Origin of the sequence: Flavobacterium sp. FlaQc-48, assembly GCF_044007335.1 — a bacterium.
In the GTDB taxonomy this organism is placed as follows: Bacteria; Bacteroidota; Bacteroidia; order Flavobacteriales; family Flavobacteriaceae; genus Flavobacterium.
This window is the reverse complement of record NZ_JBIPCR010000018.1, coordinates 1-17,774: the sequence shown is the minus strand read 5'-3', so window position 1 is coordinate 17,774 and position 17,774 is coordinate 1. Positions and strand designations below refer to the sequence as shown.

Here is a 17,774-nt window from a genome sequence, read left to right as displayed (position 1 = left end):
TCCAAATTTCTATTTTTAGGAATTTGGATTTTTTTTCCCATAAAAAGAAATGAAAGAAATAAGCATAACATCATCTTTTACCGTTTACAGTTCTTTTGAAGAACTTTCAAAAGACGTGCAGGACCTAATGAACGAGGCAGTTGAAATTCGCAAAAAGGCTTACGCGCCCTATTCACAATTTAGAGTTGGAGCCGCATTACTTTTAGATAACGGAAAAATAGTCCTAGGATCCAATCAGGAAAATGCTGCTTATCCGTCGGGATTATGCGCAGAACGTGTTGCCATTTTTCACGCCGGAAGTATTTATCCGGAAGCTAAAATTCTAAAAATCGCCATTACAGCAGCTTCAGATACCAACCAAACAAAAGCCCCAATCCCGCCATGTGGTTCTTGCCGCCAATCTATCGCAGAATACGAAATCAAACAAGACACCCCTATCGAAATCTTTTTTATGGGCGAAATTGGCGAAGTTTACAAATCAGCATCCCTGAAAAATTTGCTGCCTTTTATGTTTGATAAAAAGTTCTTGTAAAAAAAAGCCAAAAAGTACCTTTTAAATTTTACTTCTTAATAGGAATGTCTTATTTTTGCATCCCGACCTTTCGGGCGCAAATTTGTGGGAGGAAACTATTTTGCGTTATAGGCAACAATTGATAACACAAACAAACTTTAGCAAAAGAAAGAATTCAGATGAAAGAAGTTACAAAAGAAGTATATTTAAAGTGGTACGAAGACATGCTACTTTGGAGAAAGTTTGAAGACAAACTTGCAGCATTATACATTCAACAAAAAGTTAGAGGTTTTTTACACCTATATAATGGTCAGGAAGCTGTACTAGCGGGTGCATTGCACGCTATGGACCTGACTAAAGACAAAATGATTACTGCTTACAGAAATCACGTACAACCAATTGGTATGGGAGTTGATCCCAGACGTGTAATGGCTGAACTTTTAGGAAAAGCAACAGGAACTTCTAAAGGTATGGGAGGTTCTATGCACATTTTCTCTAAAGAACACCGTTTTTACGGAGGACACGGAATCGTAGGTGGACAAATTCCGGTAGGAGCTGGTTTAGCTTTTGCTGATAAATATTTTGAAACCGGCGGAGTTACCATGACTTACTTTGGTGATGGTGCTGCAAGACAAGGTTCATTACACGAAGCTTTCAACATGGCCATGCTATGGAAATTACCAGTTGTATTTATCGTTGAAAACAACGGGTATGCAATGGGAACTTCAGTTGAAAGAACTGCAAACCACACTGATATCTGGAAACTTGGTTTAGGATACGAAATGCCTTGCGGACCAGTTGACGGAATGAATCCTGTAAAAGTTGCTGAAGCTATGACAGAAGCAATTGACAGAGCACGTCGTGGCGACGGACCAACTTTCCTTGAAATGAAAACATACCGTTACAGAGGACACTCTATGTCTGATGCACAATTATACCGTTCTAAAGAAGAGGTTGAAGAATACAAAAAAATTGACCCGATTACTCAGGTTTTAGATGTAATTAAGGATCAAAAATATGCTACAGAAGAAGAAATTGAGGCAATTGACCAAAGAGTTAAAGATTTGGTTGAAGAATGTGTGAAATTCGCTGAAGAATCTCCATATCCTGAATTGCAACAATTATACGACGTAGTATACGCACAAGAAGATTACCCATTCACACCTCATAAACTATAACATTATTATGGCTATAAAAGTAACAATGCCTCGCTTGAGCGATACTATGACGGAAGGAACGGTAGCGACCTGGTTAAAAAAAGTAGGCGACAAAATTAGCGAAGGAGACATCCTTGCTGAAATTGAAACAGATAAAGCAACAATGGAATTTGAGTCTTTCAACGAAGGAACTCTTTTACATATCGGAATTCAGGCTGGAGAAACTGCTCCCGTTGATTCATTATTAGCTATCATTGGTAACGAAGGAGAAGATATTTCTGCTCTTTTGGCTGGTGGTGACGCTCCGGCTGCAGAAGCTCCAAAAACAGAAGCTGCCCCTGCTGCTGAGGCAAAAACAGAAACTGCTGCTCCTGCAAAAGCTGCAGCTGAATTACCAAAAGGTGTTGTAGTTGTAACTATGCCACGTTTGAGTGATACAATGACAGAAGGAACAGTAGCAACCTGGTTGAAAAAAGTAGGTGATGCTGTTGCAGAAGGTGACATTTTAGCCGAAATTGAAACAGACAAAGCTACTATGGAGTTTGAGTCTTTCAATGCCGGAACATTATTATACATCGGAATTCAGGAAGGAAGCACTGCTCCTGTTGACAGCTTATTAGCTATCATTGGACCTGCCGGAACTGATATTTCCGGAATTGCTGACAATTATACTGCCGGAGGAACTGCAACTGCAAGTACTCCTGCAACAGAAGAAAAAGCCGCTCCAGCTGCCGAAAAAGCAACTGAAGCAACTGCTGACACTTCATCAAACGGAGGAAGAGTACTAGCCTCACCATTAGCTAAGAAAATTGCTTCTGACAAAGGAATCCAATTGAATCAGGTAAAAGGATCCGGAGAAAACGGACGTATCGTAAAAAGCGATATCGAGAACTTTACTCCCGCTGCACAAGCACAACAACCGGCTGCAAATGCAACTTCTGCTGCACCGAAAGCCGAAACTACTGCTCCTGCTGCACCAAAAGTATTTGTTCCTGCCGGAGAAGTTTTCACAGAAGAGATCAAAAACTCTCAAATGCGTAAAATTATCGCTAAACGTTTAGCTGAATCATTATTTACTGCTCCTCACTACAACTTAGTGATCGAAGTAAGTATGGATGAAGCTATGGGAGCAAGAGCAACAATCAATACCGTTCCGGATACAAAAGTATCTTTCAACGATATGGTAATCAAAGCTTGTGCTTTAGCATTGAAAAAACATCCAAAAATCAACTCTCAGTGGAAAGAAGACGCTATTATCATCAACCACCACGTAAATATTGGTGTTGCTGTAGCGGTTGAAGACGGATTAGTAGTTCCTGTATTGAAATTTACAGATGCTATGAGTTTATCTCAAATTGGTGCTTCAGTAAGAGATCTTGCAGGAAGAGCTAAAAACAAAAAATTAGGGCCACAAGAAATGGAAGGAAGTACTTTTACAGTATCTAACCTTGGAATGTTTGGTATCACTGAATTCAATTCAATTATCAACCAACCCAACTCCGCTATCCTTTCGGTAGGTGCAATTGTTGAGAAACCAGTAGTTAAAAATGGTCAGATTGTAGTAGGAAACACCATGATGTTATCATTGGCTTGTGACCACAGAACAATTGACGGTGCAACTGGCGCTCAATTCTTACAAACACTAAAACAATACATCGAAAGCCCGGTTACAATGTTGGCATAATTTTTTGTCAGCCTGATCGTTTCGAGTCTTCGAAAGAAGGTAATTCATAATAAAATCCCGTTTTGTTTATTCAAAACGGGATTTTTTGTTTAATTTTCATTCTTGAATTCAATACTCCATAATATGAAAAAACTAATTCTTGCCACTTTATTTCTCACAGTAATAGCCTGCCAGAAAAAAGATCAAACCGAAAAACCAGCAGTTGTTACAGATGAACACACTTTCTCTAAACCGGAACTTGCTGTAGTAAAACACTTAGATCTTGACATCAAAGTTGATTTTAACACTCAAACCATTTCAGGAAAAGCCTCCTGGCTAATTGACAATATCAGTAAAGGAAACGAAATTATTTTCGACGAAAACACGCTAAACATTACCAAAGTAACGTTAGGCGACGAAGAAAAAGAAACCAAATTCGAACTTGGCGCAGCAGTTGAATTTCACGGCAAACCACTTCGCATTACCATCGAACCCAATACAACCAAAGTAAATATTTACTACAGCACCTCAAAAGATGCCGTTGCCTTACAATGGCTGACTCCGGCACAAACGGCAGACAAAAAGAAACCTTTTCTTTTCTCACAAGGCGAAAGTATCTGGTCACGTACCTGGATTCCTTGTCAGGATTCACCGGGAATTCGTTTTACCTATAATGCAAAAGTTACCGTACCTAAAGATTTATTGGCCGTAATGAGCGCTGTAAATCCACAAAAGAAAAACGACACAGGAGTTTATACTTTCAAACAAGACAAAGCCATTCCGTCTTATTTAATGGCCATTGCCGTTGGAGACATTGAATTTCAATCCATTGATAACAGAACCGGAGTCTACGCAGAACCGTCAATGCTAAAAAAATCTGCCTGGGAATTTGCAGAACTCGGAAAAATGGTTGTTGCTGCCGAAAAACTTTACGGCCCTTATCGCTGGGGACGATATGATGTACTGGTTTTACCCCCTAGTTTCCCTTATGGCGGAATGGAGAATCCAAATTTAACATTCTTAACTCCGGGAGTTATTACAGGCGATCGTTCCTTAACAAGCTTATTAGCTCATGAACTAGGACATAGCTGGAGCGGAAATTTAGTTACAAACGCTACTTGGGATGATATCTGGCTAAACGAAGGCTTTACAACTTATGTAGAACACCGCATTGGCGAAGCAATTTTCGGTAAAAAAGAAGCCGAAATGCAAGATGTTTTAACTCGTAAAGACTTAGACGATAACATCGCTGAATATGGCGCAACAAATCCGGATACAAGATTAAAAGTAAGCCTTACAAACAGAAATCCTGATGATGGAATCAGTCAAATTCCTTACGTGAAAGGATACAATTTCTTAAAAGTAATTGAAGCTGCTGTTGGACGTGAAAAATTCGATCCGTTTATTAAGAATTATTTTGATGCTCATGCTTTTCAATCTATTACTACAGAAGATTTCGTAAAATATCTGAACGATAACCTAATCAAAGGCGACAAAGCACTCGCTGATAAAATAAAACTGGACGACTGGATTTACAAACCCGGAATTCCTTCGAATATAACTGCCGTTTCTTCTGAAGATTTTACAGCAATAGATAATATTCAGAAAAACTGGAGAACTACCGGCGTAAAAGGATTAAGTAAAAAAATTAAATCTACAACAGAAAAACAGCATTTCATTGATTATCTGCCTGCAGACATAACTTCTGAAGAAATGACTGCAATTGATAATGAATTCAGTTTTACTAAAAATGGAAACTTCGTCATCAAGCGCCAATGGTTTGCTCAGGCGATACTTCATCAATATAAACCTGCTTATTCTGCAATTGAACAATTTATGATTGCAACCAGCAGAACCGGATCGTTAATGACACTTTATAAAGAATTAGTAAAAACTCCGGAAGGAAAAACCTGGGCAAAACAAATTTTTGATAAAGCAAAATCAGGTTATCATGCCACAACTGTTCAGGCTGTTGAAGGTTTATTAAAATAGTTTACAATAACAGTTTACATCCCCGATTACAACATGTAATCGGGGATTTTTTTATCCCGTAGGGATTATAATTGCTTCTAGGTCATAGATGATGAAAATTATTTCAGCCGATTTTTTTTAAACCAATGCTGCTGTTTCGTCACAATTATATCGTGAAATAATAGATTTTAGAAAAATAGAAGCTTAATTTTTATTTTTCGCTTCAATCCACTTTGCCATGTATTTGGTGCTTTTTAAAGTATGATGCTGCAACAAACTTCCCATGAAATTTTGTAAGCGATGACTTTCTGCATCTATCAATAAAAAATCCACAGCTTTTATTAATTCAGCTAAATATTTACTCTTTTGAAAACATTGATTTACAATTGTAACTCCATTTTTTTGAGATTGTTTCCATAGCTTTTCATTCTGATATAAAGTAACGGCCTCTTTTGCAAATTGCTCAATATCATCAGTAATGAAACCATTCCAGGGCAAATTATCATGCATCGCTTCAGAACCAATTGTGGTCGTTACGCTTGGCGTTCCGCATTGCATCGCTTCTAATAATTTTCCTTTTAACCCTGCCCCAAAACGAATTGGCGCCAAAACCAGACGTGAATTTCTAACGATTTCATTAGCATCAGCCGCTCTTCCCATTATAAAAAAACCATTTTTAGGCTGATGTAATTGCAATACTTTCTGAGAAGGATACGCACCATAGACCTCTAAAACCGCTTCCGGAAACTGTTTTTTAATTAAAGGCCAGATGGTCTCTTTTAAATACTGAACAGTGTTCCAATTGGGTTCATGAAGAAAATTTCCGATGAAAACAAAATTTTTACGATCTTCAAATGATGGCAATTTCACGAGATCTTCTTCCAACATTTCCTCAACCAAAAAAGGCAGATAATGCAGCAAACTGGAATCAATTTTAAAAATATCCTGTAAAATCTTCATTTCAAATTCAGAAATAATAAACGACACATCACATCTTAAAACACTTGCAATTTCCCGTTTCGCCACTTCTTCCGACAGCAAATCATTTAAATCAAAAATTCTGTTTTCCTTGAATGCCTTTTGCCTTGCGGTCCTCAAGCAATGCAAATCCTCTGTATCCAATAACCGAATCGCCTTGGGACAGTTTTCAGAAACACGCCAGCCAAATTGTTCTTCAATCATGAAACGATCAAATAAAACCACGTCTGGATTGAGCGCTACTATAAAATCATCAAAGCTTGAATTATTCAGTTCAATTGACTTTTTAGTTACCCCAAATTCAGACAAATCAACCATAAAATCACTATCCAAAGCCGGGCTGGCAAATGTAATTTCAAATCTATTTGCTTTAAAAATTGAAATCAGTTGCATCATTCTTCCACCCGCCGCAGACGAATTTGGTTCAGGCCAGACAAAGCCAATGATTAAAAGTTTTTTTATCGGATTCATTTATATGGTTTCAAGCTACAAAATAATGCTTTTTTGAGCGTATTTACACGATGAATCCCGATTTTCAGTTAGAAAAAAGACTAATTTTGCAGAATATCTTTTTTCAATAAAATTATGTTAGGATTAAAATTAGCCACAGACCCACGCTGGGTAAATATAGTCGAGTCGAATATCGAGGAAATTCTGACCGATCATGCCTGGTGCGAACAAAAAGCAGCCTCAAACGCCATTAGCTTAGTAACTTACAATTCTGAATTAGAAGAGTTAGTAACTGAAATGCTTGTGATTGCACGCGAAGAATTAGAGCACTTACAAATGGTTCATGATCTTATCAAAAAAAGAGGCCTGACTTTGGGACGTGAGAGAAAAGACCATTATGTAAATGAGCTTTTTAAATTCATGAAAAAAGATGGCAGCAGAAAAGATGCGCTTTGTGATCGTTTATTGTTCTCTGCTATGATCGAAGCCAGAAGCTGCGAGCGTTTTAAGGTACTTTCAGAAAATATCAAAGACGAAGAACTGGCTAAATTCTACCGTGATCTAATGATTTCTGAGGCAGGGCATTATACTACATTTTTAGGATTTGCACGAAAATATACAGACAATATAGATATCGATAAACGTTGGAAAGAATGGATTGAATACGAAGGCTCTATTATTACCAATTACGGAAAAAGTGAAACCGTTCACGGATAACGCATGCTTTCTAATTCGATTACACCTTACCTATAAATACTACAATTTGTTATGTCTACAAATAAAACAAAGTCTATTTTATTAAAAACGGCTAAATATCTAGCAATAACTTTTGTCGTTATTATAGGATTATTGTTCCTTACCCCTATCATTTTTGCTGATAAAATCAAAGAGCAGATTAAAAAAACAGCTAATGAAAAATTAACTGCAGAATTAAATTATTCTGACGTTTCCGTTTCATTTTTTCAACATTTTCCTTCACTAACTTTAACCTTAAGCGACTTAAGCCTTAACGGATCTGCTCCTTATAAAAACGAAAAATTTATTACGGCAAAAGAAGTTTCTTTTGGAATAGACGTAGCCAGTTTAGTTTTTAGCAAAGAAGTAAAAATCGATCAGATTTATTTATCGGATTCGTTTATTAATGTAAAAGTAAACCCAAAAGGAGAAGCAAACTATAATGTTTACAAATCTTCATCGCAAGCGGCAACATCAAAAGACACTAGTGAAACAGCCTTAAAACTGGAACGAATTGAGATTTTGAACAGTAAAATAATCTATGATGATCAGTCAACAAAAGTACATTTTGATGCTTTTGGATTTAACTATTTAGGAAAAGGCGATTTAAACAAAGCCGTTTTTGATTTGTATTCGAAAGCTAAAATCGAGAAATTAAATATTGCTTACGAAGGTGAACCGTATTTAATGAATAAAAAAATCGATGCCGACCTGATTACCAAGGTAAATGTAAACTCATTGTCTTTCTTTTTTCAACAGAACAACTTAAAAATCAATCAGCTTTTAGTCGATTTTAAAGGGAAATTTGACTTTTTGAAAGACGGTTACAATATGGATTTTGTTATAAAATCTGACAATAGCGACCTGTACGATGTTTTTACCGCTTTCCCTCCAAAATACATTACCTGGCTTTCTAAAACCGAATTAAAAGGAAATACGAATTTGCTTTTAACATTAAAGGGAGATTATATTGCTTCTCAAAAAATAGCTCCGGACTTAAATCTCGATATAAAAATAGACAACGGATTTGTGAATTATAACAAAAGTGCCTTTCCGGTTTCGAATCTAAATTTAGACATCAAAACAAAGGTGCCTTCATTAAATCCGGATCTTGTTATGGTTGATGCTCAAAACCTGTCTTTAAACATCAACAAAGATTATTTAAAATCGAAATTCAACATCAAAGGTGTGAACACCCCGGATATTAATGCTGATTTTAAAGCTAAAATTGACCTTGAAAAACTAACAAAAGCACTGGGAATTCCAGATATCGTTTTAAAAGGAAGTTTAGCAGGAGATCTAAAAGCCAACGGAATATTCGATCAGAAAAACAAGCTTTTCCCGGTTACAAAAGGAATTTTAGATTTAGAAAACGGCTATTTAAAAACACCATATTATCCAAATCCGATCACAAATATTACGATAAAATCTAAAATTGAGAACCAAAAAGGAACTTTTGATGATTTAAAAGTAAGCCTGAAACCAACTCAGTTTACTTTTGAAGGAAAACCGGTTTTTGTAGAGGCTGATTTAAGTAATTTCAATGATTTAGCGTATGATATTAAAGCAAAAGGAGAACTGGATGTAAACAAAATCTATAAAGTTTTCTCTCAAAAAGGACTTGATTTAGATGGTTTCATTAAAGCCGATTTAGTTTTAAAAGGCAAACAAAGCGATGCCGAAAAAGGAAATTACAGCAAACTTTACAACAAAGGAACGCTTGAATTAAGAAACATTGGTGTTGCATCAGAATATCTGCCAAAGAAATTCATCATCAAAGAAGGGATTTTCAAAATCAATCAGGATAAAATGTCGTTTAATAACTTTTTGGCCGCTTATGGCGAATCTGATTTTAAACTGAATGGTTATTTACAAAACGTTTTCAATTATGTAACCACAAAAACAGGCGTTCTAAGAGGATCTTTTAAAGTTACATCACGATATATCAATGTTGACGAATTCATGTCAAGCACACCGGCAAACACATCCGTAACACAAACAAAAACCGAAACTACGGCACCTCAGACCGAAGCAAAACAAACAGGGGTTATTATAATTCCAGCAAATTTGAATTTACAATTTGTTGCCAATGCCCAAAAAGTGAATTTTGACAAATTAAATCTTCAGAATGCGGTTGGTAATCTAAGCATGAACAAAGGCAAGCTGACCATGCAAAATACCGGTTTTAATTTAATTGGCTGTAATGTGAGCATGAACGCCACTTACCAGGCCTTGACACTACAAAAAGCAAACTTTGAATACGCGGTAAAAGCATCTGATTTTGACATTAAAAGAGCTTACAACGAAATTGAAGTCTTCCGAAAAATGGCGAGCGCTGCCGAAAAAGCACAAGGAATTGTTTCTGTAGACTACCAATTAAAGGGGCGCTTAAACGGTAATATGGATCCTGTTTACCCATCGCTTACAGGAGGAGGAACACTTTCTGTAAAAGATGTAAAAGTACGCGGATTGAAAATGTTTAATGCCGTAAGCAAGCAAACGAATACTGAATCGATAAAAAATCCGGATGTTTCTAAAGTTGATATCAAAACTACCATCAAGAATAATATCATGACAGTAGAACGCTTTAAATTTAAGTTTGCCGGCTTTCGTCCAAGAATTGAAGGCACAACAAGTTTAGACGGAAAACTGAACTTAAAAATGCGTTTAGGCTTACCTCCTTTTGGGATATTCGGAATTCCGCTTACCGTTACCGGAACACAGAACAACCCTAAAGTAAAAGTGGGAAGAAAATCTGAAGATCTCGAAGAAACAAAAGACACCGAGTAAAAAAAACAAAACCTGTTCCTAACGAACAGGTTTTTTATTGCAAAGAAATCCCAAATTCTAATATTGAGAAATGACCCCTTCTTTCATTTTAATTACTACACATACAATCTTGCCGAAACATACAAAATACCTTTCGCCAGCAACCACAACAAAACTGCCATTCCCAGAAATCCCCAGGCTGACATTTTACTTCTTTTCCAGCTAATAAAAAAGGTCGGAATCTCCCAATATTTGATGACAATATAAATACTTGTTCCTATTAAAAAAGCCCAAACTAGTTCGCCGGAATGAATAAAAAAGCTATAAAACAAAGCAGACGAAAGAAAAAGAACCGTAATAAATTGCAAATAATAGTAATTCTTATAATTGTGTTTGAAATTTGCCTTAAGCGACAACAGCAAAAAGGAAATAATAAGCAAACTTGTTAAAGCAATTATAACATACGAAAAAAGCGGATTATGTTGTGCTATAAAAAAACCATCTATAATTAAAGCCAAAACCACACAAGAAGCAAGCGAATGAATGCTTCTTTCGATAAAAGTATCTGTATACGGAATTAGAATTGGAGAAATGTATCGCTCTAAAATACGCCAAACCGGCAAAGCACAAATAGCCGCCATAACAGCAACAACAAGCTCATAATTGTATAAAGTATCAGCCGGAATTTTATACAGTACATACAAAAGCGCCAGACTCACTATAATAGCAGGAAGACAAATTGTTTTTACCGTTTCCCATTTATCATTTCCCCAAAAATTATCCTTTATCTTAAAAATATATTTCTTAACTAAATATTGCTGCGTAAAAATAGCTGTTGACTGACTCCACAACAAAAAGAGTCCTGTATGAATAATCACGGTACGCAAGGTCATTTCTTCTACAAAACATCCCCACACAATACATGCAACGCCTATCAACAACAATTCATACGTTAATAAAATTGCTGAGAATAAAAGCCTGAATAACGGTGCGAATTGTTTTATCAGAAGATCGATAAGTGAATTCCAATAATTGCGCAACAAACCAATTATAGCACATATCGCTATAAATGCGGCCAGATAAAACATCCAGTTCGCAAGAGATTGTGTCTGCATCCATAAATGTACCGCAGAATCTTTTTCAGGACTATAAATCACATGCGAATTAACGTAGATTTCATTAGCCAACTGATTTCTTACCGTATCATTAATCCCGGAAAACTGATGCTGATGTTTCTGCCAATATGCATTGGCAGCAGAACCGTTTTTTTGCAGAACCGCAAATTCGTATAAAATCTTTTTTTGAGAATCATTCAAAGAAACGATTTGTTCGGCAGGATAAATGTCTTTTGCAAACAGACTTGTACAGAACAGAAATAAAAGGAAAACTATTTTTTTCAAGGCTTAGATAGATTAGTCCAATCAAAAATACAAATAATAAACTCTTAAAATATACCTCATTCAAAATAAACACATGATTGGTTCGCCACGAATTCATGAATTAAAATTCCCTTATTTACTATAAAAAATTCGATTAATCTTAAAACAGCAGTTTCACAAAATAAATTCAAAAAGAAAAATAAATATTAAAATCAAAAATTCGTGAATTACTTCGTCAATTCGTTTCACTAGGGTCGCGGCTTTTAAAACGTTATTATAGCAAACAAAAAACCCGTTCATTTCTGAACGGGTTTTGTAATAAGTAGTCTAATGATTATGCTTCGAATGGAAGGATAGATACATAAGATTTGTTATCTTTTTTCTTTTGGAACTTAACAACTCCAGCTACTCTTGCGTGTAGGGTGTGATCTTTACTGATGTAAACGTTTTCACCTGGATTATGTTTTGAACCTCTTTGTCTAACGATGATGTTCCCAGCAATAGCAGCTTGACCACCAAAAATCTTAACGCCTAAACGTTTTGATTCTGATTCTCTACCATTCTTCGAACTACCGACACCTTTCTTGTGAGCCATGACGTATGAGTTTAAATATTGTTATTATTCTTTAGTAGCTTCTTTTTTTGCTTTTGGAGCTGCTGCTTTTTTCACTTTAGGAGCTTCTACTTCTTCAGTAGTTACTTCTTCTGCTACAACTGCTTTTTTAGCTGCTGCTTTTTTAGTTCCTCCAGCTGCAGTAATACCTTCAATTACAATTTGAGTAAGATATTGTCTGTGACCATTTCTCTTTTTGTATCCTTTTCTTCTTTTCTTTTTGAAAACGATAACTTTATCTCCTTTTAAGTGTTGTAACACTTTAGCTTCTACTGAAGCACCTTCTATAGCTGGGGCGCCTAAAGTTACATTTCCATTATCGTCTAATAAAAGAACTTTGTCAAAAGAAACTTTTGAACCTTCTTCATTAGCCAAACGGTGAACATAAACCTTTAAGTCTTTGCTTACTTTAAATTGTTGCCCTGCTATCTCTACGATTGCATACATACCAAATTGATTTATTGATTTTTAAGGTTGCAAATATACAATTAATAATTTACTGTGCAATCTCTTATTCTAAAAATATTTATTTCGCATTAATGTCTGTTTTTCAAGTCCTTTTGAAGGAAACACTCCATGAAAACAGATGTAAATTACTGTTAAACTTTATCCAAACCCGCTGAATTTTAAAAAACCTAACTAAAAAAGATTATTTTTGATGTAACGATAATCAACTCTTGGCTACCTATTATTTTAGGTAAATATAAAATTATTAATCTTTTATGAAAAATTCAATAATGATGTTAAGTGCTGCACTAATGCTTGGCGGAGTAGCTCACGCTCAAAAGGTAGCTTTTGAAGAATACAATTTAGACAACGGCATGCACGTAATCCTGCATAACGACCCATCGGCTCCCGTAGTAATTACTTCTGTAATGTACCATGTGGGCTCCAAAGACGAACGCCCGGACCGAACTGGTTTTGCGCATTTCTTTGAACATTTATTATTTGAAGGAACACAAAATATAAAACGCGGTGAATGGATGAAAATCGTTACTGCAAATGGCGGTGTCAACAATGCCAATACTTCTGACGACAGAACCTATTATTATGAAGTTTTCCCTTCAAACAGTTTAGAACTTGGATTATGGATGGAATCAGAGCGCCTGATGCACCCTATTATCAATAAGATTGGTGTTGAAACGCAAAACGAAGTTGTAAAAGAAGAAAAAAGAATGCGTTATGACAACCAGCCTTACGGGAATATACTTCCAGAGGTTAAGAAAAACATGTTCAAAAACCATCCGTACCGCTGGACCACTATTGGTTCTATGAAAGATCTTGATGCCGCAACCCTTGAAGAGTTTCAGGCTTTCAATAAAAAATTCTATACCCCAAATAATGCTGTTTTGGTTGTAGCCGGTGATTTTGACAAAACCAAAACAAAAGAATGGATTCAGAAATATTTTGCACCCATTCCAAGAGGTGAAGAGGTAAAAAAACAAACTTTTACAGAAGAGCCAATCACTCAAACCATTAAAGCCACTTACGAAGATCCGAATATTCAGATTCCGATGATTGTTGCCTCGTACAGAACACCATCAATGAAAACCAGGGATGCAAGGGTTTTAGACTTAATCTCTTCTTATTTAAGCGACGGAAAAAGTTCTAAACTGTACAAAAAAATAGTCGATGATAAAAAAATGGCGCTTCAGATTGGTGCTGTAGGTTTTAGCCAGGAAGATTACGGAATGTATATTTTATACGGTTTACCAATGGCCCCATACACAACAGCCGACATCTTAAAAGAAATGGACGAGGAAATTGTAAAAATCCAAACCGACCTGATTTCGGAGAAAGACTATCAAAAATTACAAAATAAATTCGATAATAATTTTGTGAACGCCAATGCAAGCGTAGAAGGAATTGCAGAGAACCTGGCTTCTTATTACTTATTATATGGAGATGTAAACCTAATCAATACCGAAATTGATCTTTACCATTCTATCACAAGAGAAGAAATCAGAGAAGTTGCTAAAAAGTATTTAAACCCTAACCAACGTTTAATTTTAGATTACATCCCTTCAACTAAAGTCCAAAATTAAGACCATCGAATCATGAAAAGAATACATACATTTTTAATCCTTTTATTCCTCACTGGAATTATGCAAGCACAAGACCGTCCACAACCAAAACCAGGCAACTCGCCCGTAGTCAACATCAAAAAGCCTCAAACTTTTGTCCTGGCAAACGGCATGAAAGTTTTGGTCGTAGAAAATCATAAATTACCACGGGTAAGTTTTAATCTAACCCTGGACAATGCCCCTTTTACAGAGGGAAATAAAAAAGGTGTTGACGAATTAACCAGCAGTTTAATTGGTAACGGAACTAAAAAAACAACCAAAGAAGCCTTTAATGAGGAGATTGATTTTTATGGCGCGAATATCAATTTTTCGTCGTCAGGTGCATCTGCAAGCTCCCTTTCTAAATACTCAGGACGCGTTCTGGAACTTTTAGCCGAAGGTGCTTTACAGCCTAATTTTACCCAAACAGAATTCGATAAAGAAAAAGCAAAATTAATCGAAGGGCTTAAAGCCGATGAAAAAAGCGTTCCGGCAATTGCAAGTCGCGTTGTTGACGTTTTAGCTTTTGGAAAAAACCACCCTTCAGGAGAATATCTTTCAGAAGAAACCGTGAAAAATGTTACTCTTGCGGATGTTCAGGCCAACTATTCGACCTATTTTGTTCCTGAAAATGCTTATTTAGTTGTTATTGGAGACATTAAATTTAAAGAAACAAAAGCCGCAGTAGAAAAACTTTTTGGCGGATGGAAGAAACAAACTGCCCCAAAAAACAGCTATCCAAATCCTGAAAATGTTTCTAAACTTCAAATTGATTTTGTAGATGTTCCAAATGCGGTTCAATCTGAAATTTCACTAGTGAATACTGTAAATTTAAAAATGAGCGATCCTGATTTTTTCCCTGCCGTAATTGCAAATCAAATTTTAGGAGGAGATTTTAACAGCTACCTAAACATGAATTTACGTGAACAGCATGCCTGGACTTATGGCGCAAGTTCAAATATTGGAAGTGGAAAATATGTAACTAAATTCAAAGCTTCATCAGCGGTTAGAAATACCGTTACAGATAGCGCAGTAGTTCAGTTTATAAAAGAAATCAAAAGAATCAGAACCGAAAAAGTTTCTGAAGATGTATTGAAAAACGTAAAAGCCGGATACATTGGCCGATTTGTAATGCAGGTCGAAAAACCCCAAACTGTTGCCCGTTACGCTTTGAATATCGAAACAGAACAGCTTCCTGCTGATTTTTACGAAAAATACATTCAAACCATAAACAACGTTACAGCCGATGATATTTATCGCGTTGCCAACAAATATTTCTTATTAGATAATATGCGAATTGTAATTGCCGGAAAAGGTTCTGATGTAATTACCGGTTTAGAAAAACTTCAAATTCCGATTTTCTATTTTGACAAATACGGAAATCCTGTAGAGAAACCTGTTACCAAAAAAGAAGCCCCGGCCGGAATTACTGCCAAAACAGTTTTCGAAAATTACCTTAAGGCCATTGGAGGAGAAAAAGCAGTTTCGGCTGTAAAAACACTGGCAATGACAGGAACTACAACCGTTCCTCAAGCTCCGGGACCTTTAACTTTTACGTCTAAATTAGATTCAAAAGGAAAAATGATGGTTTCGCTTGCCATGGGAACCATGAACTTAATGAAACAAGTTGTAAACGAAAAAGGCGCCTATATCGAACAACAGGGACAACGCAAAAACCTGGAAGGAACCGATCTTGCCGATATGAAAGCAAACGCAGCTCCTTTTGAAGAGTTACAACTCGTAAAAAGAACCGATTTAAAAGTTGACAGAATCGAACCTATAAACAATAGCGATGCTTATGCAATAGTCGATGGCAAAACAACGTATTTCTACGATGTTAAATCCGGCTTAAAAGTAGCCGAATCTAAAGTTCGTGAACAAGCCGGAAAATCATCAACACAAATAACCAACTTCAATGACTACAAAGAAGTAAAGGGTATAAAAGTTCCTTTTAATTTGGTTCAGAATGTAGGTTTTGAATTGGATATTAAAATGTCTGAGATTAAGATCAACGAAGGAGTTTCGGAGAAAGATTTTCTTTAAGAAGGTTCAAAGAGGCAAAGGCTCAGAGGTGCAAAGGTTCTGAGTTACTAAGCTACTAAGATTTCAGAGGCTTTGTCAAAGTTTAAAAACTTTGACAAAGCTTTTTTTATACCGTCATTTCTGCGAAAAAAAATTTTCCTGACAAGCTATATCGCGTAGATGTAATCCCTACGGGATAAAATGCTTGATGGTTTAATGATATTCTACCAACATATAATCTCTACGAGATATAATAATACAAGTTACTATTTTGGTAAATCATCATTTTTACTCCGCCAGGAGTTTAATAATATCATAATATACAATCCTTATGTGATATAATAATACATTACTTTAAGAAGGTTCAAAGAAGCAAAGGCTCAGAGGTGCAAAGGTTCTGAGTTACTAAGCTACTAAGATTTCAAAGGCTTTGTCAAAGCTTTTAAACTTTGACAAAGCTTTTTTTATACCGTCATTTCTGCGAAAACAAATTTTCCTGACAAACCATATTGCGTAGATGTAATCCCTACGGGATAAAATGCTTGATGGTTTAATCATATTCTACCAATATATAATCTCTACGAGATATAACAATACAAGTTACTATTTGGTAAATCATCATTTTTACTCCGCCAGGAGTTTAATAATATCATAATATACAATCCTTACGTGATATAATAATACATTACTTTAAGAAGGTGCAAAGAAGCAAAGGCTCAGAGGTGCAAAGGTTCTGAGTTACTAAGCTACTAAGATTTCAGAGGCTTTGTCAAAGTTTAAAAACTTTGACAAAGCCTTTTTTATACCGTCATTTCTGCGAAAACAAATTTTCATGACAAACCATATCGCGTAGATGTAATCCCTACGGGATAAAATGCTTGGTGGTTTAATGATATTCTACCAACATATAATCTCTACGAGATATAATAATACAAATTACTATTTTGGTAAATCATCATTTTTAATCCGCCAGGAGTTTAATAATACCATAATATACAATCCTTACGTGATATAATAATACATTACTTTAAGAAGGTTCAAAGAAGCAAAGGCTCAGAGGCGCAAAGGTTCTGAGTTACTAAGCTACTAAGATTTCAGAGGTTTTGTCAATGTTTTTAAACTTTGACAAAGCTTTTTTTATACCGTCATTTCTGCGAAAACAAATTTTCATGACAAACCATATCGCGTAGATGTAATCCCTACGGGATAAAACACCTGGTGGTTTAATCATATTCTACCAATATATAATCTCTACGAGATATAACAATACAAGTTACTATTTGGTAAATCATGATTTTTACTCCACCAGGAGTTTAATAATATCATAATATACAATCTTACGTGATATAATAATACATTACTTTAAGAAGGTTCAAAGAAGCAAAGGCTCAGAGGTGCAAAGGTTCTGAGTTACTAAGCTACTAAGATTTCAGAGGCTTTGTCAAAGTTTAAAAACTTTGACA

General features: G+C 35.8%; 12 protein-coding genes. 8 read left to right on the top strand and 4 right to left on the bottom strand.

Annotated features, from left to right (window positions below; all coding sequences use genetic code 11):
• Nucleotides 1-49 precede the first annotated feature (49 nt).
• The 4 genes from cdd to ACHRWY_RS22120 all read left to right on the top strand — a co-directional run bounded on the left by cdd (nt 50) and on the right by ACHRWY_RS22120 (nt 5,323).
• Nucleotides 50-532, top strand: a complete 483-nt coding sequence (gene cdd, locus ACHRWY_RS22135; RefSeq protein ID WP_395357570.1) for a cytidine deaminase — start codon at nt 50-52, stop codon at nt 530-532.
• A gap of 158 nt (nt 533-690) precedes the next feature.
• The gene (gene pdhA / locus ACHRWY_RS22130; protein WP_072954568.1) at nt 691-1,689 is read left to right on the top strand and encodes a pyruvate dehydrogenase (acetyl-transferring) E1 component subunit alpha; all 999 of its coding nucleotides are present in this window, start codon (nt 691-693) and stop codon (nt 1,687-1,689) included.
• Between the two features lie 7 nt (nt 1,690-1,696).
• Complete coding sequence (locus ACHRWY_RS22125; RefSeq protein WP_395357569.1) at nt 1,697-3,352, top strand: 2-oxo acid dehydrogenase subunit E2; 1,656 nt, start codon at nt 1,697-1,699, stop codon at nt 3,350-3,352.
• Nucleotides 3,353-3,475: 123 nt separating this feature from the next.
• A complete protein-coding gene (locus ACHRWY_RS22120) occupies nt 3,476-5,323 on the top strand; it encodes a M1 family aminopeptidase/hydrolase (protein ID WP_395357568.1) in 1,848 nt (615 codons plus the stop codon).
• 183 nt (nt 5,324-5,506) lie between these two features.
• Here ACHRWY_RS22120 and ACHRWY_RS22115 read toward each other — a convergent pair whose 3' ends face one another.
• The gene (locus tag ACHRWY_RS22115; RefSeq protein ID WP_395357567.1) at nt 5,507-6,751 is read right to left on the bottom strand and encodes a glycosyltransferase; all 1,245 of its coding nucleotides are present in this window, start codon (nt 6,749-6,751) and stop codon (nt 5,507-5,509) included.
• 114 nt (nt 6,752-6,865) lie between these two features.
• On the opposite strand from ACHRWY_RS22115, the gene ACHRWY_RS22110 reads away from it, so the two are divergent.
• Together ACHRWY_RS22110 and ACHRWY_RS22105 are read left to right on the top strand one after the other, a co-directional pair.
• Nucleotides 6,866-7,447, top strand: coding sequence for a tRNA-(ms[2]io[6]A)-hydroxylase (locus tag ACHRWY_RS22110; RefSeq protein WP_134148906.1), 582 nt, complete (start codon nt 6,866-6,868; stop codon nt 7,445-7,447).
• 51 nt (nt 7,448-7,498) lie between these two features.
• Nucleotides 7,499-10,255 (top strand): AsmA-like C-terminal region-containing protein, encoded by a 2,757-nt coding sequence (locus tag ACHRWY_RS22105; protein WP_395357566.1) that lies wholly within the window; start codon nt 7,499-7,501, stop codon nt 10,253-10,255.
• Between the two features lie 95 nt (nt 10,256-10,350).
• Here the strand turns inward: ACHRWY_RS22105 and ACHRWY_RS22100 are convergent, their stop codons facing one another.
• The 3 genes from ACHRWY_RS22100 to rplU all read right to left on the bottom strand — a co-directional run bounded on the left by ACHRWY_RS22100 (nt 10,351) and on the right by rplU (nt 12,673).
• Nucleotides 10,351-11,634, bottom strand: a complete 1,284-nt coding sequence (locus tag ACHRWY_RS22100) for a hypothetical protein (protein ID WP_395357565.1) — start codon at nt 11,632-11,634, stop codon at nt 10,351-10,353.
• A 313-nt stretch (nt 11,635-11,947) separates the two neighbouring features.
• Nucleotides 11,948-12,208, bottom strand: a complete 261-nt coding sequence (gene rpmA, locus ACHRWY_RS22095) for a 50S ribosomal protein L27 (protein ID WP_017497241.1) — start codon at nt 12,206-12,208, stop codon at nt 11,948-11,950.
• A gap of 24 nt (nt 12,209-12,232) precedes the next feature.
• Nucleotides 12,233-12,673: a 50S ribosomal protein L21 gene (gene rplU, locus ACHRWY_RS22090; protein WP_395357564.1), complete on the bottom strand. Its 441-nt coding sequence runs from the start codon at nt 12,671-12,673 to the stop codon at nt 12,233-12,235.
• Nucleotides 12,674-12,948: 275 nt separating this feature from the next.
• On the opposite strand from rplU, the gene ACHRWY_RS22085 reads away from it, so the two are divergent.
• Nucleotides 12,949-14,271, top strand: a complete 1,323-nt coding sequence (locus ACHRWY_RS22085) for a M16 family metallopeptidase (RefSeq protein ID WP_395357563.1) — start codon at nt 12,949-12,951, stop codon at nt 14,269-14,271.
• A gap of 12 nt (nt 14,272-14,283) precedes the next feature.
• Entirely contained in the window at nt 14,284-16,332 is a 2,049-nt protein-coding gene (locus tag ACHRWY_RS22080; RefSeq protein ID WP_395357562.1) for a M16 family metallopeptidase, read from the top strand.
• The last annotated feature ends 1,442 nt before the right edge of the window (nt 16,333-17,774 follow it).